Origin of the sequence: Paenibacillus sp. cl130 (assembly GCF_900116035.1) — a bacterium.
Lineage (GTDB): Bacteria > Bacillota > Bacilli > Paenibacillales > Paenibacillaceae > Paenibacillus > Paenibacillus polymyxa_B.
The window spans coordinates 676741-697926 of sequence record NZ_FOYG01000002.1; the positions used below are offsets into that span (position 1 = coordinate 676741).

General features: G+C 46.1%; 18 protein-coding genes. 2 read left to right on the forward strand and 16 right to left on the reverse strand.

Annotation, left to right across the window (positions count from 1 at the left end):
* Positions 1 to 57: 57 nt before the first annotated feature.
* The 7 genes from BM358_RS09275 to hrcA all read right to left on the reverse strand — a co-directional run bounded on the left by BM358_RS09275 (position 58) and on the right by hrcA (position 9071).
* Entirely contained in the window at positions 58 to 1404 is a 1347-nt protein-coding gene (locus BM358_RS09275; protein WP_023989508.1) for a 2-hydroxycarboxylate transporter family protein, read from the reverse strand.
* A 121-nt stretch (positions 1405 to 1525) separates the two neighbouring features.
* Positions 1526 to 2233, reverse strand: coding sequence for a two-component system response regulator DcuR (gene dcuR / locus BM358_RS09280; RefSeq protein ID WP_028540448.1), 708 nt, complete (start codon positions 2231 to 2233; stop codon positions 1526 to 1528).
* The gene (dcuS, locus tag BM358_RS09285; protein WP_071558461.1) at positions 2226 to 3881 is read right to left on the reverse strand and encodes a DcuS/MalK family sensor histidine kinase; all 1656 of its coding nucleotides are present in this window, start codon (positions 3879 to 3881) and stop codon (positions 2226 to 2228) included. Before dcuS ends, dcuR begins: the two co-directional genes overlap by 8 nt.
* A gap of 154 nt (positions 3882 to 4035) precedes the next feature.
* Positions 4036 to 5166, reverse strand: coding sequence for a molecular chaperone DnaJ (gene dnaJ, locus BM358_RS09290; protein ID WP_023989511.1), 1131 nt, complete (start codon positions 5164 to 5166; stop codon positions 4036 to 4038).
* A gap of 247 nt (positions 5167 to 5413) precedes the next feature.
* On the reverse strand, positions 5414 to 7258 hold the full coding sequence (gene dnaK, locus BM358_RS09295) for a molecular chaperone DnaK (protein WP_023989512.1): 1845 nt from the start codon (positions 7256 to 7258) through the stop codon (positions 5414 to 5416).
* Positions 7259 to 7345: 87 nt separating this feature from the next.
* Positions 7346 to 7918 (reverse strand): nucleotide exchange factor GrpE, encoded by a 573-nt coding sequence (grpE, locus tag BM358_RS09300; RefSeq protein WP_013311172.1) that lies wholly within the window; start codon positions 7916 to 7918, stop codon positions 7346 to 7348.
* 121 nt (positions 7919 to 8039) lie between these two features.
* Complete coding sequence (gene hrcA, locus BM358_RS09305) at positions 8040 to 9071, reverse strand: heat-inducible transcriptional repressor HrcA (protein ID WP_013372178.1); 1032 nt, start codon at positions 9069 to 9071, stop codon at positions 8040 to 8042.
* A gap of 330 nt (positions 9072 to 9401) precedes the next feature.
* On the opposite strand from hrcA, the gene BM358_RS09310 reads away from it, so the two are divergent.
* The gene (locus tag BM358_RS09310) at positions 9402 to 9968 is read left to right on the forward strand and encodes a hypothetical protein (RefSeq protein ID WP_231517115.1); all 567 of its coding nucleotides are present in this window, start codon (positions 9402 to 9404) and stop codon (positions 9966 to 9968) included.
* A gap of 82 nt (positions 9969 to 10050) precedes the next feature.
* Here the strand turns inward: BM358_RS09310 and BM358_RS09315 are convergent, their stop codons facing one another.
* The 6 genes from BM358_RS09315 to gpr form a co-directional block, all read right to left on the reverse strand.
* Positions 10051 to 10527, reverse strand: a complete 477-nt coding sequence (locus BM358_RS09315; protein WP_013311174.1) for an N-acetyltransferase — start codon at positions 10525 to 10527, stop codon at positions 10051 to 10053.
* Positions 10528 to 10691: 164 nt separating this feature from the next.
* The gene (gene hemW / locus BM358_RS09320) at positions 10692 to 11879 is read right to left on the reverse strand and encodes a radical SAM family heme chaperone HemW (protein WP_025723343.1); all 1188 of its coding nucleotides are present in this window, start codon (positions 11877 to 11879) and stop codon (positions 10692 to 10694) included.
* A gap of 409 nt (positions 11880 to 12288) precedes the next feature.
* Complete coding sequence (gene lepA, locus BM358_RS09325; protein ID WP_023989515.1) at positions 12289 to 14103, reverse strand: translation elongation factor 4; 1815 nt, start codon at positions 14101 to 14103, stop codon at positions 12289 to 12291.
* Between the two features lie 71 nt (positions 14104 to 14174).
* Complete coding sequence (locus BM358_RS09330) at positions 14175 to 14687, reverse strand: hypothetical protein (RefSeq protein WP_028540445.1); 513 nt, start codon at positions 14685 to 14687, stop codon at positions 14175 to 14177.
* A 27-nt stretch (positions 14688 to 14714) separates the two neighbouring features.
* Complete coding sequence (locus BM358_RS09335) at positions 14715 to 15974, reverse strand: stage II sporulation protein P (RefSeq protein ID WP_023989517.1); 1260 nt, start codon at positions 15972 to 15974, stop codon at positions 14715 to 14717.
* Between the two features lie 223 nt (positions 15975 to 16197).
* Complete coding sequence (gpr, locus tag BM358_RS09340; protein ID WP_023989518.1) at positions 16198 to 17199, reverse strand: GPR endopeptidase; 1002 nt, start codon at positions 17197 to 17199, stop codon at positions 16198 to 16200.
* A gap of 198 nt (positions 17200 to 17397) precedes the next feature.
* Between gpr and rpsT the strand changes: the two genes are divergently transcribed.
* Positions 17398 to 17670 (forward strand): 30S ribosomal protein S20, encoded by a 273-nt coding sequence (rpsT, locus tag BM358_RS09345; RefSeq protein WP_013311181.1) that lies wholly within the window; start codon positions 17398 to 17400, stop codon positions 17668 to 17670.
* Between the two features lie 141 nt (positions 17671 to 17811).
* On the opposite strand, the gene holA is transcribed toward rpsT, so the two are convergent.
* From holA to BM358_RS09360, 3 genes are all read right to left on the reverse strand, one after another.
* Entirely contained in the window at positions 17812 to 18843 is a 1032-nt protein-coding gene (holA, locus tag BM358_RS09350; protein WP_013311182.1) for a DNA polymerase III subunit delta, read from the reverse strand.
* A 213-nt stretch (positions 18844 to 19056) separates the two neighbouring features.
* Positions 19057 to 20520, reverse strand: coding sequence for an anti-sigma factor family protein (locus BM358_RS09355; protein WP_028540444.1), 1464 nt, complete (start codon positions 20518 to 20520; stop codon positions 19057 to 19059).
* Positions 20517 to 21065 carry an RNA polymerase sigma factor gene (locus BM358_RS09360; RefSeq protein WP_013311184.1) on the reverse strand — a complete coding sequence of 183 codons (549 nt, stop codon included), beginning with the start codon at positions 21063 to 21065 and terminating at the stop codon, positions 20517 to 20519. The genes BM358_RS09355 and BM358_RS09360 overlap by 4 nt, the downstream gene beginning before the upstream one ends.
* Positions 21066 to 21186: the final 121 nt, after the last annotated feature.

Below are 21186 nucleotides of genomic sequence, written 5' to 3' on the forward strand. Positions count from 1 at the left end.
CTCCGTCCTTCCATGTCTCTATTTGGATATGAATCTCAGTCCTGTGTATAAAACTCATCAGCTCCATAATTGGAGTAACAAAGTTGCTAAAATGACCGTGCCTGCCCCTCCAATACGTGTTGCAATTTGCGCAAAAGGCATCAGTTCCATCCGATTGGACGCAGACAGAATGGCTACATCTCCCGTGCCCCCTAATCCACCGCGACAGCTAGTCACCAAAGCAGCTTCTACGGGATACATGTGAATCCATTTTCCTGTGAAGTATCCGGTAACAATCAATGCAACTACAACAGATGCGCAGGTGATGGCATAAGGAACCGTTAAAATCCCAACTACACTATCCAAAGGTACATACAAAATACCCAATCCCACCATCAAGGGCCACGTCAGACTTGCCGTTATACATTTGTACAAGTGAAAAGCTCCCTGCTCCAATGTGTTCGGCATGATCTGAATACACTTAATTAATGCCGCCGCCAGAATCATGAGGATCGGGCCTGGAATATGGAGATACGGCTCCAGCAACTTACCCACAATAAAGAAAGTGCAAGCTAACAGCAGGCCTCCTCCCATCAATGGAAAAGAAATCGATTGCTCCAAACTTGCCGGAGCTAACTTGTCTGCATCTTTCTCAAGTTTTAATAACCTCCCGTTACCTGAAGTTTTCGGATTTTTCTCTGCTAATCTCTTCAGAACACCCGCACCTATGATTGCAACAATGTTCCCGATAATTGCAGCCGGGATAAACTGGGATACGAATACTGCGGAATCCTTGCCCAGCACCAATCCATACGAAATGGACAACGGTAAAATGCCTTCCCCAATCCCACCGGAGATAATCGGAATGATGATGAAAAAAAATGTATGATAGGCGCTATAGCCAAAAGCCATCCCCACCACCATCCCCACGGCAACAGCTGCAATAGATCCTATAATAATGGGGGCAAAAATTTTGACAATTCCGTTCATCAGCATTTTCCGATCCATGCCAAGAATACTTCCCGTTACTAGACATGCGATGTAGAAGTAAAGAAAATTCGAGGTTTTCATAAGCGTGTGTACAGCACCCATCGCAGATGGACTGAACATATTCCAAAATACCATTAACGATGGAACCATAAGAGATAAAATGGCCGGCCCGCCAATATGCTTAAGCAACGGAAGTTTGGCCCCTAAATCACTGAGAAGTATACCTAAAATCATGATGACGGCAAACCCGCCCAACAGATCGTTCGGAAGTCTTTCAGTAATTGCAGCTGCATAAACAATTAGCGCGATCACGGCATAGAGTGGAAGAGGAATAACCCCCACCTTTACCCTACCCAGCATTCTGATGCCATCTACAAAATTTTTACTCCATCTTTGCCCCTTTTGAATGACAGGCTGATTCGTAGCATTTTCCATAAATCTCCCTCCATAAAGTGAAGAATGATGATCATGTTTCCATTCTACACCTTGGAAAACGCTTTATTTGGTTTTAAAACTAATCATTCACTTTTGTAATTAAAGTAATCAGAAAGAAGATTTAAATAAAACTATTCATGATGCCTTCTGCCTGTGGCAATATTCGGTATTGGTAAACAGGACGCCCTATGGTACCGTATATGGTTTCCATGGAAAGAGCCTCAATCTCTGTCATAAAAGCCAGGTACTTGCGCATAGACACCCTGGATATTCCTGCACTTTCCGCAATATCCTCGGTGGAAAATAGCACCTTATTATGCTGCTGGATACAATTCCATATCATAGCCAGCGTGGATTTAGTTATGCCTTTGGGCAAACGTGCCAATTCTTTAGTCAAGCTTTTATGATAAATCAGTCGGTCCAGTTCTTCCTGCGAAAGTAGGCTGCGCTCACGCACGATGCTAATGTGCTCTCGGTACCCCGTGAGGGCCTCCAAAAAACGGTTAAAGTGGAACGGCTTAATCAAGTAATCCACCGCGCCGAAGTTCATCGCTTTTTTGACACTGTTCATGTCACTTGCAGCCGAGATGACAATGACATCTATATTTACACCTGTCTCCCGTATGAATGACAGTAAATCGAGGCCATTGCTTTCCTGCATATACACATCTAGCAATATCAAATCAATGGCTTGTTCAGCTATATATTTCTTAGCCTCTTCCACAGAAGAAGCCCAACCCCCACATCGAAAACCTTCTACCTGCTCCATATATTTGCGGTTAAATTCCGCAACCATCGGATCATCTTCTACAATCAGGACATTAATCATGTTCATCATTCCCCGCTATAATGTATGGAATCGTAATCTGAAAACAGCACCCTTGCTCGGCTGGGATCAACTTTATACTTCCCTGTAATCTTTTCACGCTTTGCGTCACCAGATAAAGACCCATCCCTCGTGACTCTCCCTTGGTCGAAAAACCTTTTTCAAATATAGCCTTCACAAGCCCTTCCGGTATACCCGGACCATTATCGCACATGATACAGGTCAGATAGCCGTTCTTCTGGCTTTCCTCAAAATAAAGTGAAAGGGTAATCCGTTTGTGCTCCAAAGATTCCATCGCCTCCACCGCATTATCAAACAGATTGCCAAGAATAGTAATCAGTTCATGCGTCGTTTGAGTTTGACTGGATTCGGGCAAGTAACTACCTGGAGTCAGTTCAAAATTCACCCCTACTTCTCTGGCCCGGCTTAATTTCCCCAACACAAACCCTGCCATAACTGGGTCCCTGATCTGCCGGGTGATGGAGCCAATCTCCACTTGATGATGCTCGACGGCATCCATAATGTAATGCTCCAGTTTATCGTACATTCGCAAGTGTACCATCCCCATAATGACATGCAGCTTGTTCATAAATTCATGAGCCTGCGCACGTAGTGCTTCCGTGTACAGGGACACTCCTGTCAAACGTTCCGCAAGCTGGTTCATCTCCGTTTTATCCCGAAAGGTTACAATTGCTCCCACAATTTCCCCTTTGACCCGTATCGGAACACTGGTGGTCAGCAAGGTTATTCCACCCAGCTCCATTTCCTCATCCATCTGTGGAGTACTCGCTTCCAAGACCTCTTGCAATCGAAAAGCGGATAAATAAACGGTAATCTCCTGTCCGGAGAATGAGAAATCTTCAATCCCCGCTTGCCTAAGCAGACGTATCGCTTCTGCATTCATCAGCATGACGCGACCGAATTCATCTACCGCAATAACCCCTTCCTTGATGGATTGCAACATGGCGCTGCGTTCCTCCAGCAAGCGTGCGATTTCCGGCGGCTCCAGACCGACTAGCATATTTTTGATTTTACGAGCCAGCACAACCGCACCTCCAGTGCCAATCAACATTCCAGTGCCAATGGCGATAGCAATAAGACGGTTGTTGCCTTCCTGAGCCATCTGTACATCTTGCATGGATATACCCACAACAATCGCCCCTACCTGTTTCCCCGTTAAACTGAACACGGGGGAAAAGGCTCGCATGGACAAGCCCAATGTTCCCTTCGCAACGGACACGCTCTCATGGCCATGAAGTGCAGTATACTCGTCTCCGCCGACAAAAGCTTTGCCTATCATCCTAGCATCCGGGTGCGTTTTACGAATTCCCTTCATATCCATAGCCACGATAAACTGGATGTGATTTGCTGCTGAAACCCTCTTCACATACTCCTGCATAGAAGGAGACGAACCCGTCCCTTGCAATTGCTCGACAATAAGCGGCGTATGGGCGAGTGTACGCGCGATGGACATTGCCTTTTCTTCCAGTCCCTTCTCAGTTTCATGTTCCACTCTCTCAGCAAATAACAGGGTTACAGGCAGAAGCACAAGTGCCATAACTAGACATACTAGCAGTGTAATTAGGCCTCTGAGCTTTAATAGTGGTTTACCCCGACGTAGCTTGAGCTGTACATTTCCGATGGAACTCACCCCTTTCTACTTGATATTAAGTCTCAACAGTTCAACATGCCTATACAAAAATGGTTATGTATGTGTTTACGTGAAATAAAAAAAGGAACTATCCCGCAATTGCGGAATAGTTTCCTTTGATTCATGGTTGAAGCTCCGCGATTCCTAATTGGGCTTAGTCGCCTCGGAAGGCGCGCTTCACACGGTCAAAAAAAGACTGCTCATTCTCATGTGTCTGCTCTCCGCTAAGCGAAGAGAATTGACGCAGCAAATCCTTTTGTTCCTCACTCAGCTTACTAGGCGTTACCACAACGACCTTAATATGCTGGTCACCCTGACCTACGCCACGCAGTTTTGGCACACCTTTTCCTTTAAGACGGAAGTAAGTACCTGTTTGCGTACCTGCTGGAACTTTCAGCTTCACTTTCTCGGTCAACGTTGGGATCTCGACTTCATCTCCCAATGCTGCCTGTGAGAACGTCAGCGGAATTTCACAGTAGATATCGTCTCCCTCACGCTCAAAGAAGTCGTGCGATTTCACACGGAACACAACGTACAAGTCACCTGCTGGTCCTCCGTTGACACCGCCTTCGCCTTCACCGTTAATACGCATTTGCGCGCCGTCATCCACACCCGCTGGAATACGAATATGAATTTTACGTTGCTTGCGTACACGACCCGAACCGCTACAAGTCGTACATTTTTCTTTAATGATTTTACCGGAACCGCCGCAATTGGAGCAGGCGCGTCGATTAACCATACGACCAAACGGTGTATTCTGCACCACTTCTTCCTGTCCGCTGCCGTGGCAGACGGAGCAGGTTTGTGGTTGAGTACCCGCTTTGGCTCCCGTACCGTGACACGTATCACATGTTTCCGTACGTTCAATATGAATGTCGGTTTCTTTACCGAACACCGCTTCCTTGAATTCAATCGTCATCGTATATTGAAGATCGTTCCCACGCTGCGGTGCATTCGGATCACGTCGACCATTGCCGCCGCCACCAAAGAACATATCAAAAATATCGCCAAACCCGCCACCGAAGTCGGCGCCACCACCGAAGCCGCCTCCCATGCCCTGGTTCGGGTCTACATGACCATACTGATCGTATCTTGCCCGCTTCTGACCATCGCTGAGAACATCGTAAGCTTCTTTCACTTCTTTAAATTTAGTTTCCGCGTCCGCAGCCTTGTTCACGTCCGGATGATACTGACGCGCAAGCTTACGGTAAGCCTTTTTGACTTCTTCATCCGAAGCGCCCTTCGCGACGCCCAGCACCTCATAATAATCACGCTTATCAGCCAATGTTCCACCCCCATGCCTACAACGTGTCTGCACTACATATAAAAGGAAAGCCAAAGGCACGGGATGACCCGGCTTTGACCTTCCCATCATTTCAAGGCAGTACAACCCGTAATATGCTTATTTATCTTGGAAATAACTGTTACCCTTCGGCTAATTGTTATTTATCAAGGCAGCTACGCTGCAATTACTATTCAGTATATCATAACGCATCGGTGTACCGTAAAGCTACCACTACCCGATCCGTAGCTTAGTCTTTCTTCTGGTCTTCGTCAACAACTTCATAGTCCGCGTCAACCACATTGTCGCGGCCTTTGCTGTCTGCTGCGCCATCTTGAGCTTGTTGAGCCTGTGCTTCTTGAGCAGCTTGCTCATATAGCTTCACAGACAATTGCTGAACGATTTCAGTCAGTTCTTCAGTAGCTTTTTTGATGTCTTCCAGGTTGTCGGTTTCCAGCGTTTTTTGCAGATTTTCTTTAGCTGCATTTGCTTTTTCGACTTCGCCTGCATCCGCTTTTTCGCCCAGATCTTTAATCGTTTTGTCTACAGAGTAGATCAGTTGATCCGCAGCATTTTTCGCTTCTACCAAATCTTTGCGTTTTTTATCTTCTTCCGCATGCAACTCGGCATCCTTCATCATACGTTCTACTTCCTCGTCGCTCAAGCCGCTGGAAGATGTGATCGTAATTTTTTGGCTTTTGCCTGTGCCTTTATCTGTAGCGGATACGTTCACGATACCGTTCGCATCCAGATCAAAGGTAACTTCGATTTGTGGTACACCACGTGGTGCTGGAGGGATATCTCCCAATTGGAAACGACCCAGTGTTTTGTTGCCTGCTGCCATTTCACGTTCACCTTGCAACACGTGAATTTCTACGCTAGGCTGATTGTCGGCATATGTCGAGAATACCTGCGATTTGCTCGTAGGGATCGTCGTGTTACGATCAATCATTTTAGTAAACACGCCACCTGCGGTTTCAATACCGAGGGACAGTGGAGTTACGTCAAGGAGAACGACGTCTTTCACATCACCAGTCAGTACACCCGCTTGAACTGCCGCGCCCAAAGCTACCACTTCATCAGGGTTTACGCCTTTGTGTGGCTCTTTACCTGTCAGCTTTTTGATTGCTTCTTGTACAGCCGGAATACGTGTGGAACCGCCGACCAGAACGATTTTGTCGATGTCGCTGGCACTCATGCCTGCATCTTTCATTGCTTGACGAGTAGGTCCCAATGTACGTTCTACCAGACCTTCAGACAATTCTTCAAATTTCGCACGAGTCAGGTTCAACTCCAAATGCTGTGGAACGCCATCAGCTACTGTGATAAACGGCAAAGAAATCGTCGTTGTCAGTACGCCGGACAGTTCTTTTTTCGCTTTTTCCGCTGCATCTTTCAGACGTTGTACAGCAGCTTTATCTTTGCTCAGGTCGATGCCTTGATCTTTTTTGAACTCATTTACGAGGTAATCAATAATCACTTGGTCAAAGTCATCGCCACCCAGCTTGTTATCGCCGCTTGTTGCTTTAACTTCGAAGAAACCGTCGCCCAGTTCCAGAATGGATACGTCAAATGTACCGCCACCCAAGTCATACACGAGGATCGTTTGGTCTTCGGATTTTTCCATACCGTATGCCAATGCAGCTGCTGTTGGCTCGTTGACAATCCGCAGAACTTCCAGACCAGCAATTTTACCTGCATCCTTGGTTGCTTGACGTTGACCGTCATTGAAGTAAGCTGGAACAGTAATAACAGCTTGAGTAACCGTTTGTCCCAGGTAAGCTTCAGCATCGGATTTCAGCTTTTGCAAAATCATAGCGGAAATTTCCTGTGCGGAATATTCCTTGCCGTCAATGCTTTCTTTATGGTTTGTACCCATGTGACGTTTGATGGACATGATTGTACGATCCGGGTTCGTAATTGCTTGGCGTTTTGCCGTTTCCCCTACAGTACGTTCTCCATCTTTTTTGAAACCAACAACGGAAGGGGTTGTGCGTGCGCCTTCCGGATTTGGAATAACGACCGCTTCGCCGCCCTCCATAACAGCCACACAAGAGTTGGTTGTACCTAAGTCAATACCGATTACTTTGCTCATCGGACAATTCCTCCTTCTGTATATACGAGGCCCGCAGGCCAGAATGGTTGAATCAAAATGATGTATTTCTAATGTATATTGAAAAAGCTACATGCTCACTTTTACCATCGCTGGACGAAGCACCTTGTCCTTCAGCATGTATCCTTTTTGTACCTCTTCAACGACGATGCCTTCCTCATGCTCTTCGCTCTCCACCTGCATAATAGCCTGATGGAAATCCGGATTAAACGGTTGTCCCACCGAATTCATGGCCGTTACACCCTCTGCCTGAAGCACACTCTCAAACTGGCGGAAAATCATTTCCACGCCTTTGCTGAATGACTCAGACTCCGCTCCTTGCGGTGCTGTTGCCAGCGCACGCTCGAAGTTATCCAAAACAGGCACCAACTCGGTAACCAGCTTCATAGATGCATATTTGGCAAGGTCTTCTTTTTCTTTCAGCGTACGACGGCGAAAATTATCAAAATCCGCCTGAGCGCGTAAAAACCGCTGTTGATGCTCTTCCGCCTGTGCGCGAAGCTTAGTCAGCTCTGTTTCGCTTTCTTGGTCTTCCAGTGCTGCCGCTTCATTAACCGGCTCTTCCTGCTGGCTCGTTTCGGCGGCTTCCTCTGTGCTTACATTTTGTTGTTTTTCTTCTTGGAACGCTTGTTCTTCCTTCAAAATGTTTCACCTCCTTCAAGTCATAACTACCTTTACAAAAACACGCAACAATGCACCCGCGCAGGATACAAACCGTATCCCGGCGCGGAACATGTAGTACCGCAACCTATGCGGTCTTGTTCTATTTAAACCGTTGCGTTAGCATTGCGGTCAAATCCTTAGACAGGATACCCAAAATATTAATAACTCTCGCATATTCCATCCGTGTCGGACCCAGTATGCCTATAGTGCCCAACGCTTCTCCATCTACTGCATACGTAGCAGTAATCAGGCTGCAATTGGCAAACGCCTCATGATCATTTTCAGTGCCGATGCGGACTTGAATTTCAGGTGCCCCGGCAACAGGTGTCATTAGTTTAAGCAGCGTTGGTGTTTCCTCCAGCAGATCGAGAATATGTTTAACCTTTTCTACATCTTTAAATTCAGGTTGATTGAGCATGTTCGTCGCACCGCTCAAATACAAGCGCTGATCCGATTCATTATCCAGTGCTTTATCCAGCACCTTCATAGCGTCCTCAAAATGAGACACATGCTTCTCCATCTCCTGACCAAGTGCGGTGTAAAGGCGTGATTTAAGCTGATAAATCGGCACACCGACCAGCTTGCTGTTCAGTAAATTCACAACCTTCTCCATCTCGGAAATCGAAATTCCCGGTGGAATATCTACCGTTTTATTCTCCACCTGACCGGTATTGGTCACGATAATCGCTACAGCCGTCGTTTCGTTGAGCGGCAGCAGCTGAAAATGACGCAATGAAGTATGAAAAACCTCCGGCCCAAGCAGGATGGAAGTATAATTGGTCATATGGGACAAAATGCCTGACGCATGCTGGATCACTTGCTCCATTACATTCAGCTTTTCGGCGTAAAAGGCTTTCAGTTCCCGCATTTCCATAGGCTTCAGTGTATTCAGTGGCACCAAATGGTCCACATAATAACGATAGCCTTTATGAGACGGGATGCGTCCCGCAGAAGTATGGGGTTGCTCCAGATAGCCCTGTTCCTCCAAATCCGACATTTCATTACGGATCGTGGCCGGGCTGAATCCGACATCCTGCCTTTTGGATATGCTGCGGGAACCCACTGGCTCAGCCGAACGAATGTAGTCATCAATAATCGCATTCAGAATGAGCCTCTGACGTTCGGTTAACAAGCGAATCCCCCCTTGTTGTTTATCCATAATAGCATGATTGTTAAATGGAATCATTAGCACTCGTTCGCGATGAGTGCTAACCGATAATACAAAAATACCAAACCGACCTGATCATTGTCAAGTCAGATCAGTATTTTCAATAAACAAGATTTATTACAACAGTTTAGTTTACTGCAGCAAATGCAAACCGTTTACACTTTTTTGCGAAAAATCTCATTATTCATCGTATTAATACCGTATTTATGTATAGAGATTCATAAAACAGAAAATTCGTTCGAGACTATGTCTTCATACCGTTACATCTTCTTTGTCCTTGAGGAGGAATTATATTTGAGAACTAATCGCCGCAACCTTTTATACGCATCGACCGCACTTTTACCTACAATTTGTATGTTTCACATTTTAATCAAGTTGTTTCCGTATACAGGACTAGGAAGAATAGTGGCTTTGCCATTGGTTTTCACCCTGAATGCAGCCCTTATTAATTCAGCCATCCATTTAATTCGTAAATTAAGCCCCCTGTGTTGTGCCTTAATCTTGGTTCCTACAATACTTTTAAGCATATGGAATACCATTTTGTTTTACCCTCAAGAATTCAGTCCAAGTATTCCCAAGCAAATAAAATACAGTATATCGGCAATACAACATTACGATGATTTAACACTAGCCGATTGGGAAGGATATACATATAGTCCAAGCAGAAGCGGAGCGTCTGAAAGATATGTTGTCGCCTTGTATAAATATAAACACCGAGTTCCATTAGACGGCACTTCATACTTTTATAATGATACTGATTATCATAAGGACCATCCCATAAGAAGCCTGAATGGAATACCTTCCGAACTGGAGCCTCATCATCAATTCATTTGGTGGTTGCTCAAAGCATATGAGAAATGAACCAGGATTAAACAATGTAGGCTGTATAACAAACGCACGATTATGGCCTGATGAAAAAAGAACTGACCTCATTATTGACAGGTCAGTTCAGTACTTTCAACACTGCGATTTCATCACAATTGTTTTGTTTACTACAGTGAATGCAGTCGGTCCATACCTTTTCAGGGAAAATCTCTTTACTTACTACATCAAAACCGTTTTTTATAAAAAAGGAGACCTCGTAGGTCAATGCCATAATTTTAGGAATACGTTGCCGCCGTGCTTCTATAATAAGGCCCTCCACGAGCTTGGAGCCAATACCCATACCTTTATGTCCCTCAGAGATGCCAAGGGAGCGAATCTCTACCAGATCAGCGCCCAATTTGCATAAAGAACCACAACCAACAACTTCGCCGTCCACCTCTGCAACAATAAATAGCTCCAGTTGGCGCGTAAGCACTTCCCTCGAACGTGGCAGCATAATCCCCCGCTCTGCATAGCCGCTAATCATTTGATATAAAGGCTCCACATCCTCAGGAACCGCACTTCTGCACAATACATCTTTACACACTGAAGCCATCTTGCTCTCCTCCTGCCGCTTGCCGCATATAATGAATAAATATACAACATCACGCATAGAATCGCAATACTCCATTTACCCTGCTTTGACAGAATGTTGTTATAAAATGATTGTCCCAGCTTACGAAGTTGAAACGTACTGTATTGAAGCCTACGACTTACGACTTATGAATTTACCGTGATTGAACCGATGAACTCTGCAAATACATCATTTCCGAATAAAATGCCGCGTTCACTCAAACGATAACCGTCCTCAATTGATTCGATTAACCCCGCATTGAGCATTTTCCCGAGAGGAGCAGTAAACGTATCCTCCAATGCCTGACCGAATTGAGCTTCAAAGCGGGACTTGGATACGCCCTCTAGCATTCTCAAACCGACCATAAGAAAATCCTCCATGGCTTCCGCCGCCGGCACCTCAAAGCTATCCAGACGTGGTAAACCATTACGACTAGCCTCCACATAAGGGTTAATGCCTTTAATGTTCATATGACGCTCTCTGCCAACATATCCATGTGCCCCAGCGCCGAGACCGTAATAGTCCTCATTTCGCCAATAGGTCATGTTGTGCTTGCTCCCCAAGCCTGGTTTTGCGAAATTACTAATCTCATACTGCTCATACCCCGCTTCTTTCATGCGACGCATGAGGAGTAAATACATTTCCAGTTCGTCATCCTCATGTGGAAGTGGCAGCTGATTTTTCTGGTACAGCGTATGGAAGAGTGTGTTTTCTTCAACCTTCAAGCTGTAGATAGAGTAATGAGGAAGCTCCAGCTCTAGCGCTCTACTGACGCTTTCATGCAGCATCTCCACCGTTTGGTTCGGCAAACCGAACATCAGGTCAATCGACAGGTTGTCCAAGCCAACCTTACGGGCGTTTTCCAAACTGCGATATACGTCATCTGTACTGTGAATACGACCTATGCCTGTGAGTAGCTCATTCTGAAAAGCCTGTACACCAAAGCTGAGTCGATTGACGCCGCCTTCTTTCATCACAGAGAGTTTTTCAAAATCAGTGGTGCCTGGATTGGCTTCCATGGAAAACTCAATATCTTCCGCCCAATTTGGGAAATAGGTTCGGACGCTCTTCAGGAAATATTCCATTTCTTTCGGGTTTAGGGTAGTTGGTGTTCCGCCCCCGACAAAAATGGTTTTAATCTCTCCTGGCGGGTGAAGCTTGACTGTATGTTCCATCTCCCGTTCCAGTGCATACAGATATTCCATAACAGGTTGATCCTTGAGCACATAAGAGTTGAAATCACAGTAAAAGCATTTATTCGTGCAAAAAGGTATATGCAGGTAAACCGCTTGAGGCGCGGATGAATGTTCATGTTTTTGTATGGATGCGGTCATACCGATCCTCCTTGTCAATTCAGTGTGTGGTGATTGAAAAAAATGGCGAAGAGGGGGGAGAACGCTCCGTGGATGGATCATTCTTCCGATCGCTGTTACCCCCGGATTTTTTCTTTGTAAATAAACTTAATAGGGTAAAATCCGGGGATAAAGGCGAACGCTAACGCTTCTTCAGAACGATTCCATCCACTCTGCTGCTGCCCACCACCATCGGTCATTTTTTGTGATGTAGGTGTTGCAGTAAGAGTAAAGTATCTTTAGAAATACGCTAAAGATACTGTTGTTATACTATTTTTGCAACTGAGATAACAAATACTCCATCTCTGGATAGCTTGCTCAAATAAATAACGTCCATTCTCCATGCACGGCAAATGCCCCATGAAAGAATGGACGAATACTTCAAGCAGCTTTACTCATCTATTTTCAGTACCGCCATAAATGCTTCCTGTGGTACTTCTACGTTACCGACCTGCTTCATACGCTTCTTGCCCTCTTTTTGCTTTTCAAGCAGCTTCCGTTTACGGGAAATATCGCCGCCGTAGCATTTGGCCAAGACGTTTTTACGCATCGCCTTAACGGTTTCACGCGCCACGACCTTTGTTCCCACAGATGCCTGGATTGGCACCTCGAACATTTGACGCGGGATTAGCTCGCGCAGCTTCTCACAGATAATACGTCCGCGATGATAAGCCCGATCTCTATGCACGATGAACGACAGCGCATCGACCTGCTCGCCATTCAACAAGATATCCATTTTCACCAGGTTGGACTGGCGATAGCCTGAAATCTCATAATCAAAGGAAGCATAACCTTTGGTACTTGATTTAAGCTGATCGAAGAAATCATATACGATTTCAGACAGCGGAATTTGATACGTAATGGTTACCCGTGTCGTATCCAAGTATTCCATATTTACGTACTCACCACGTTTGGTTTGACAAAGCTCCATCACCGTACCTACGTAATCATTAGGGACGATAATACCTGCTCTTACATAGGGCTCTTCCACATGTTCAATCCGTCCGATTTCCGGATAATTCGATGGATTGTCGATCTGGATCGTTTCCCCATTCGTCAACTTTATGCGGTAAATAACGCTTGGTGCCGTTGTAATCAGTGGAATGTTAAATTCACGTTCAATCCGTTCCTGAATAACGTCCATATGAAGCAAACCAAGGAATCCACAACGGAAGCCAAAACCCAACGCGCTTGATGTTTCCGGCTCAAAACTAAGCGAAGCATCGTTCAGTTGTAGCTTTTCAAGCGCCTCACGCAGATCGTTATACTCCGATGTTTCGATTGGATACAGACCGCAATATACCATCGGATTAATTTTCCGATAGCCTGGCATCGGTTCTAATGTTGGATTTTTTGCATCTGTCACCGTATCCCCGACACGCGTATCACCCACATGCTTGATACCAGCAACGATAAAACCAACATCACCGATGTTCAGCTCGTCCACGATGCTCATACGTGGCATGAAGGCTCCTACCTCGATAACCTCAAACGTTTTATCGGTCGCCATCATTTTAATTTTGGAACCTGCCTTGATGCTACCATCTACGACGCGGACATACACAATAACGCCTTTATATGGATCATAATGCGAATCGAAAATAAGCGCCTTCAGCGGATTATTCGGATTCCCTTGCGGAGCAGGTACGCTTCTGACCACCTGTTCCAAAATTTCCTTGATACCGATTCCAGCTTTGGCCGATGCGTGGACAGTCTCGCTCGTATCCAAGCCGATAACATCCTCGATTTCCTGCTTCACCCGTTCAGGATCGGCACTTGGCAAATCAATTTTGTTAAGCACCGGCAGAATTTCCAGATTGTTGTCCAACGCCAAATATACGTTAGCCAATGTCTGTGCTTCAATACCCTGTGCCGCGTCTACAACTAGCAAGGCCCCTTCACAGGCCGCCAAGCTTCGGGAAACCTCATACGTAAAATCGACGTGTCCCGGTGTATCAATCAGATTCAAAATGTACTCTTCGCCGTCATCGGCCTTATAAGTGAGTCGCACTGCCTGGAGCTTGATTGTAATCCCGCGCTCCCGTTCCAGATCCATCTGATCAAGCACTTGCTCCTGCATTTCACGGGATGTGAGTGCACCGGTGTATTCCAAAATCCGGTCAGCCAGCGTGGATTTACCGTGGTCTATATGTGCAATGATACTAAAGTTCCGAATTTTACGTTGTCTTGCCAATATGTCAGTCATGCCTTACCCCCACACAATGCCTAGTGTCAATCAGCTTATTATAGCAGTTGTATAGGGGGTCAGCAATATTTCTATTCTGTCACTCCGTCAAAAACAGACACAACCCATCGAATCCCCTGTCTTGATAGGTTTTGCAGCAGCCCAGCCGTTTTGTCCGCCATGGTATCCACCGAAGCTTGTTGTCCCTTGACGGATAACAGTTCACGCGGTGTCTCCAGGTCCTGAGTATTGACATGCTGCGCAGTCGTCGAATACCACCTGGATGCCCCGAGTTCCGTCTGCTCCTCATTTTCTTCCCTTCCACTAGCTTCATTTATACCCGCTCCCGTTTTCGGCTCAACCTTAACATTTCCACTTGTGCTATACGTACCGCTATATGCACGAGCGTTAGCTGCGGGTGTATCCTCAATAACCGTCTGTTCATATCCGACTTTCTGTTGATTTGCCGATTGAATCGTATCCCCGTTCCATTCCGGTCCATACACTGAACGCAGGCCAGATCCTGCCAGTTGCATACCCAGTAGAATACCTGCCCCCATGAGCAATACAAATCCAAGTGCTTTCTTACGAAAATGTCCAGACATTACCTTTCCCCCTTACCGCTACCTCATTTAATTGCCGCTGTTGCTCTTTTTTGTATCCGATACGTTAGTGCCCGCTTTCTGAGCTTTCTGATCTTCCCAATACACTTCGCCGATCATGTCCGCCAAAACGTCTGAGGTGCGTTTCAACTCCTCCTCGGTGTTGTCAATACCCCCGATTTCAATTAAAATGCTATGCGAAGATAAGCTTTGATTGTATTCACCGTTGTTGCCTTTGCCACCATCTTTCCCCCATACACCACGTGATACGCCATGATACGATTTTTCCAGCTTTTCATGAATACGAGCAGCAAAAGCTTCATTTTCGCGCCAATTTTTGTTGTCATGTCCGATAATAAAATACACCTTGGCATAAGAGAGTCCATTAATGGTTGCTGTTGTTTTTCCGTGACGTTGTGAATCTCGATGAATATCAAGCAAATAAGTTAAACCTTTATTTCCAGCTAAAGCTTCCTTGACTGTTTCGCGTGAATATTTATAGGAATAGTTCCAATTGTAATTTTGAACTGTAGTGGCATAATCCTTGTTTACATGCAGTGTGGATATCCCTTGCTTTTCCAGCCTCTTCTTTACGAAGTCCCCTACCCTTGACACATTGGCTGATTTAGAACCTGAATTGGGGTTGGAACTGGTTTTGCTGAGTAGTGGGTTATATGCTTCTCTGGGATGAGAATGGTAGATTAATATACGCTTGTCCCCTTTGGCCGTATCACCTGGATGATCTTCACGTGCCGGATCTGTTTGCGGTGTTGTCGGAATATCCGGCGTAGTAGTCGGTGGGTTCTCAGATGCATCTGAGCCACCAGGGGCATCCGTCGTTCCCTGATCGGGCTGATAATCCGTAGGACCCTCTACCTTTGTGTTCCCCGAACCCTTGCGCAGCAAGACAGGCGCTCCCGCAGACATGCCAGGAATTTCACGAGAAATGAGACTTTTGGGATCCTGCGGATTAATACCTGTAAGCATCTGAAAAACAAAAGGCGACCATTGTTCACCCGACAACGAAGATTGCTGCTTCTTTTGTGCCAAATGAGGTACTTCCATACCTAGCATATCCGCAAAAAAACCGCTAGACACCGAACCTGCCAATCCTTTCATCGAAGAAACAGGAGATGTTTGTAGACGATTTTCTGCCAATCCCCCTAGCCCCAAAACGACAAATAAAAGCGCCGAGCCCATGATCAGCAGCACAAGCGTATGTCCCATCGCCAAAATTTCGATACCTTTTCTTCTCCATCTTCCGACGTTCCAGGTCTGAATTTTTTTCATGTGAGCCTTGTCCTCCTTCGTCCCGTCGAAACCCGCTTTATATTCTGAACATAGGGTTCCTATCTGCTGCGGAAATCTCTTATACTTCAACTCTATGAACGGAGAACAATTGCTAGAACACAAAAAATCTCTACCACAGGTATATCACCTCCCTTTTTGAAAGAGATTAGATTCCTGTTAAATAGAGACTTTTGGTATAAAATATGATTTTACCAACCCTTGATTAATGCGTATAGGCGGCGACATTGCCAGGATCAACAGCTTCATGCAGAGCAGCGTTCAATCCAGTAGCAATGATGTTCGCGATATCTTCAATAAATTCATCGATCTCTTTAGGAGTCACAATCAGATCATGCCCCAGCGGCTGCAGTACCTCTCTCACCAGCCCAAGTCTCTCAGGTTCTGAAATATCGTCCAACATCCCCAGGATTGCTTTTGTAGAAGCCTTTTCTTTGGTAAAATGTGTTTTCATCAGTTCGATTACGTTATTGACAATGGTAGAAGCGTAGCATACCGTCGGAACGCCGATAGCGATACACGGAACACCCATAATATCCTTGGTGATACCGCGCCGCTTGTTGCCAATACCTGAACCTGGATGTATCCCGATATCAGCCACCTGAATGGTCGTATTGACGCGCTCCAGTGAACGTGACGCCAGAGCGTCAATTGCAATAATCAGTTCTGGCTTTGTGCGATCCACGATGCCTTGAACGATTTCACTGGACTCGATCCCCGTAATACCCAGGACGCCCGGTGCAATTGCGCTCACATCTCGATAGCCCGGGTTGATTTGATCAGGTGTCAGTTCAAAAAATTGACGAGTCACCATCAAATTTTCAACGACAAGCGGCCCCAGCGAATCGGGAGTAACGTTCCAGTTGCCCAGACCTACCACCAGTACCTTTGCCGTATTAGAGATCCCTATTTTTTGTATAAAATGCTCCATTTCTTTTGCAAATGCAATAGCTACACGTTGCTGGAGCCCCGTGTCGCCTTCACGCAAGCCTGGTACTTCCAACGTGACGTAATGCCCTTGTACCCGCCCAATACGGTTGGCTCCTTCTTCATTCAGTACGTCCAGCCGTGTGATTTTGATTCCGTTATCTTCCTCCACGTTCTCACTTATGCCCGACAGAGGTACAGGCTGATCCCGTTCGGCCAGTTCTCTTGCCTCTAATGCCAAATCCGTGCGTACCGCATACTTCTGCAAATCCAGATCCATCTTTTAAGCCTCCTTGGATACCATCTTTGACTATAGTGTGCGAGACACCCAACAGGTTTATGCACATCCATTTTCATCCTGTAATTCGCATCGCCTCAGAATGTTTTCTTATTGCAATTTGAGGTGTGGCATGCTAAAATATTTTAAGTTGTGAAACGTTTGTGTTCATAAGTAATGCCTTTACAGGAGGTGAATGTAATGCCAAACATCAAATCCGCTATCAAACGCGTTAAAACTAGCGACAAACGCCGTGCGTTGAACGCTTCCCAAAAATCCGCGCTTCGTACAGCAGTAAAAGCTGCCGATACAGCGTTGGTAGGTAACGAAGCTGAAACTGCTGCTGCTGCTTTCAAAGTAGCTTCCCAAAAGCTGGACAAGGCTGTAACTAAAGGTCTGATCCACAAAAATGCAGCTGCTCGCAAGAAATCCCGCTTGGCGAAAAAACTTAACGCTCTTACAGCTCAAGCGTAAGCAAGAGCTACTTTCATACGTTAATGAAAAAAACCTGACCAGCCTTGGCTGATCAGGTTTTTTTAGTTTATAACTTTTGTTAATTTATAGAGTCAGCTTTCCACGCTACATGAGCTGACTCTATAACAGCACATGGGGGGATTAGATTGAAGCCCCCGCACCCATTTTCATCAAAAATAGCTCCAGTCCCAGTACCTTGTCAACGACACCTGTTTTCATATGATAATCCAGCTCGCCCAATTCGTAGAGAAGCTGACGCAGCTGCTCAGGGCGGAACCTCCGCGCTTGGTCCCCTGCAACTTTCACCCCATAAGGATGCAAACTAAGCTGACTGGCAATTTGTTGCTGGGAATAGCTTTGACCTGCCAGCTCTTTGACCTGCAACATAATACGGAACTGTCGCGTGATCAAAGCGGCAATCTTGATCGGTTCCTCTTTTTGCTTAAGCAACTCATAAAAAATACTAAGCGCCTTATCCAGCCGCAAATTAGCCAGATCCTCAACCATCGCAAATACGTTTTGCTCTGTGTTACGAGGCACCAGGGATTCTATATCAGCGGATGAGATCGTTCCCTGTGCTCCTGCGTACAAGCAGAGCTTGTCTATCTCGGCAGCCAAGGATTGCAGCCCGGTACCTGTAAATTGAATGAGGCTTTCAGCAGCTCCTGCAGCCAATTGCACTTCTCTTTCTCCTGCACGCTTATGGATCCAAGCTATAAGATCATCTCCACCCATTGGAGCAAAAGCAATAACCGAAGCATCACTTTTCAGCTTTTTGACAATCTTTTTCCGTTCATCCAACTTTTCAGCCTGAACCGTAAAAACGATGACGCTATAGTCAGTCGGGTTATCCATATAAGTCAACAGCGTCTCAAGCCGGTGCTCTATCTTACCGCTATCTTTGCCTGCTGCAAATACACTGGTATCCCGTACAATAATCAGCTTCTTTGGCACCAGAAAAGGCGCTGTTTCCGCCTCCTCCACGACCACCTCAATTGGCGTTTCGGTTAAATCATAAGGAATGATGGCGAAGTCACGATGCTCCTCTTCCACCACTTTCTCTTTAAGCATCTCAACAAACTGCTTCATTTGATATTTTTCACTGCCGTATAGCAAATACACTGGCGAAATGTCGCCTTTGCGAATAGCCTTAGAGGCTGTTTTTACATCCATTTTCCGTTCCCCCCACCCACTGATCGTACCCGACATCCGACCGGAAGGCAAGTCATGATACAAACGAAGGGACCCTGCCTATAGACAGGATCCCTTCACCACCATCTATATCAACACGGCAGCAGAAAGCTCTAGAAACTTTCGGCCGTCGGGATACGACGTCGGTTCATATAGTATATTCTCTGTTTTTAAAAGTGTGCCAACTTACGGAAACTATTTTCCAGTGCTGCGCGGGACGGTGTACGTATATTTACTTGCTGTCCCATCCTGCTCCGTCTCATACATAAAGGTCTGGCTGTCTTCTGACCAGCTTCCTTTGACCCAGGCACCTTTTAGAGTACGGACTTCCAGTGTTGTTCGGTCTACACCGTTATCGGAAAGCTTATACACTTTCAGCTTTTTGCCCTCAATAGCCACCGCATAGCTACCATCTGGCGAGTTGAGCTGATCTGTAGAGCCAGATTGGGCACTATAGCTGGAAGCATTATTGTTGTCCGGAGAGACCAGTGAATTAGATACAAATCCTTCTTTACGAACCGGGTCTTGCGACACGGATGATTGCTGATCATCAGAAGCTGCATTGCTGCTATCCGTTCCTAAGGCATTGCCCGAATCCTTTGTGATACTTTTGGAAGTCGTTTCTTTCGACGTTTCATTTGACGCAATTCGATCCTGTACCTTCAAATCCTGACTAAGCGACGAAGAAGAATCATTCGTACTTGTGTTACCATTATTATTGTCCTGAGCGGTACCCGTACCCGCTAGGGGTGCTTTTTCCATTTTCGGTTCCAACTGTTCAGCAGGAGCAATCGTGGATTGATCAGATTTTTCCTGACTTAACTGTTTGTCCTCAGATTTAGGAGCATCTCCAGCAGACGGATTTTCCTTTGTCACCTGACGATCCGTACGTAGCTGCCCCTGCCCTTCATCCTGACGAGAAGAATGTTCAGCTGGTGCAGACTTCGTCGAATCTTCCTCCCCAGCCCGCTGATCGTCACGTTTCCCAGCATCCCGTTTGGAAGAGTTCTTTTCATCGTTTGCATTGGTTGCACCTTGTTTGCTCAGGTCAGGATCTTTATCCGCAGGTAGCTGAGATGCATCCGTTCCTTGCCCCTGCTCTGACGGCTGCTGTGTAGAATCCGAACCAATGGCTGCATCACGGCCTCCACTGCCATTGGCTGTACCTGGAAGAATTTCCGTCTGATTCTGCCGATTCGTCACTTCGGGCGTCTGGGTTGTAAGTATGCCTTCCGCATCCTGCACTGTTTTAGGCTCGAAGTTAAACACTACAATCCCCAGTACAACAGCAGCGGCAGCCACGCCCATGGCAGCGCGCCCAGCCATTCGGTTCCACCAAGGTGTAGGCTGGGTACTTTGTCTAGGCACTGGTCCAGGTTTTACAGCCACAGGCTGCATTTCCTGAAGCGCACTTCCCTGCTCTTCACGTGCACGGTCAATGGCATCAAGCTGAGGCATGATGGAATCCACCAGGCTGAACGCCGGGGAAACCGTAGGCAATTCCTCCAGCTCGCGAGAGAGTGTCTGAAGAATAAGAAATTTTTCCGCACAGTCCGGGCAAGTCGCAATATGGTTCATTAATTGGGACGTCTCTTCTTCGCCCAGCTCATGATCCACATAACGCTGCATCCAATCCATCACCTCTTCCCCACACTTCATCCTGATACACCACCTTTCTGATATTCCTGAAGTAGCCCTTGCAATTGCTGTCTTGCACGATATAAGTATGACTTGACCGTATTTAGCGGCAAATCCAGAGAATCTGCAATCTCGTTATAGGAGAAATCCTGCAAATATCTTAAGACAATTACCGTCCGGTGGTGCTCCGGAAGTTGTTGTATAGCCTCACGAACATCCTGTGCCATGTAAGAGGTCAACACCTCGACCTCCACGTTTTGGGGATCGTTGAATATCATGTCGTGCTCGTCAATGGAAACCGAGGGCTTCGTTCTTCTGAATTTGTCGATGCATATATTCGTTACAATGCGTTGGACCCAGGTTTTAAACTGCGCTTTTTCCTCATAAGAGTTAATTTTGGAATAGATCCGTATGAGGGCTTCTTGTGAAGCATCCATCGCGTCCTGCTCATTGTTTAGAATGTAATATGCCGTACGGTACACATGCTGTTCTATCTCTCTTAATAGGGTAATGAGAGCGTCGCGATCGCCCGATTGAGCGGCTCGAATGAGTCCCTGCTCTACCACAAAGGATCCCCCTCTCCCTGCAATATTACAGACGTATCCATTTTGCAAATTGTTGCAGGATAGACGTCTGACACTAATTTTATTTTTTCAACAAAAAAAATTATACCAAAAAGCCCAGAAT

Excerpts from the sequence above, each read along its gene's own strand:
- BM358_RS09275 (WP_023989508.1), bottom strand. The coding sequence starts at position 1,404 with ATGGAAAATGCTACGAATCAGCCTGTCATTCAAAAGGGGCAAAGATGG.
- dcuR (WP_028540448.1), bottom strand. The coding sequence starts at position 2,233 with ATGATTAATGTCCTGATTGTAGAAGATGATCCGATGGTTGCGGAATTT.
- dnaK (WP_023989512.1), bottom strand. The coding sequence starts at position 7,258 with ATGAGCAAAGTAATCGGTATTGACTTAGGTACAACCAACTCTTGTGTG.
- BM358_RS09315 (WP_013311174.1), bottom strand. The coding sequence starts at position 10,527 with ATGGCTTCAGTGTGTAAAGATGTATTGTGCAGAAGTGCGGTTCCTGAG.
- hemW (WP_025723343.1), bottom strand. The coding sequence starts at position 11,879 with ATGACCGCATCCATACAAAAACATGAACATTCATCCGCGCCTCAAGCG.
- lepA (WP_023989515.1), bottom strand. The coding sequence starts at position 14,103 with ATGACTGACATATTGGCAAGACAACGTAAAATTCGGAACTTTAGTATC.
- BM358_RS09330 (WP_028540445.1), bottom strand. The coding sequence starts at position 14,687 with ATGTCTGGACATTTTCGTAAGAAAGCACTTGGATTTGTATTGCTCATG.
- BM358_RS09335 (WP_023989517.1), bottom strand. The coding sequence starts at position 15,974 with ATGAAAAAAATTCAGACCTGGAACGTCGGAAGATGGAGAAGAAAAGGT.
- gpr (WP_023989518.1), bottom strand. The coding sequence starts at position 17,199 with ATGGATCTGGATTTGCAGAAGTATGCGGTACGCACGGATTTGGCATTA.
- rpsT (WP_013311181.1), top strand. The coding sequence starts at position 17,398 with ATGCCAAACATCAAATCCGCTATCAAACGCGTTAAAACTAGCGACAAA.
- holA (WP_013311182.1), bottom strand. The coding sequence starts at position 18,843 with ATGGATGTAAAAACAGCCTCTAAGGCTATTCGCAAAGGCGACATTTCG.
- BM358_RS09355 (WP_028540444.1), bottom strand. The coding sequence starts at position 20,520 with ATGAAGTGTGGGGAAGAGGTGATGGATTGGATGCAGCGTTATGTGGAT.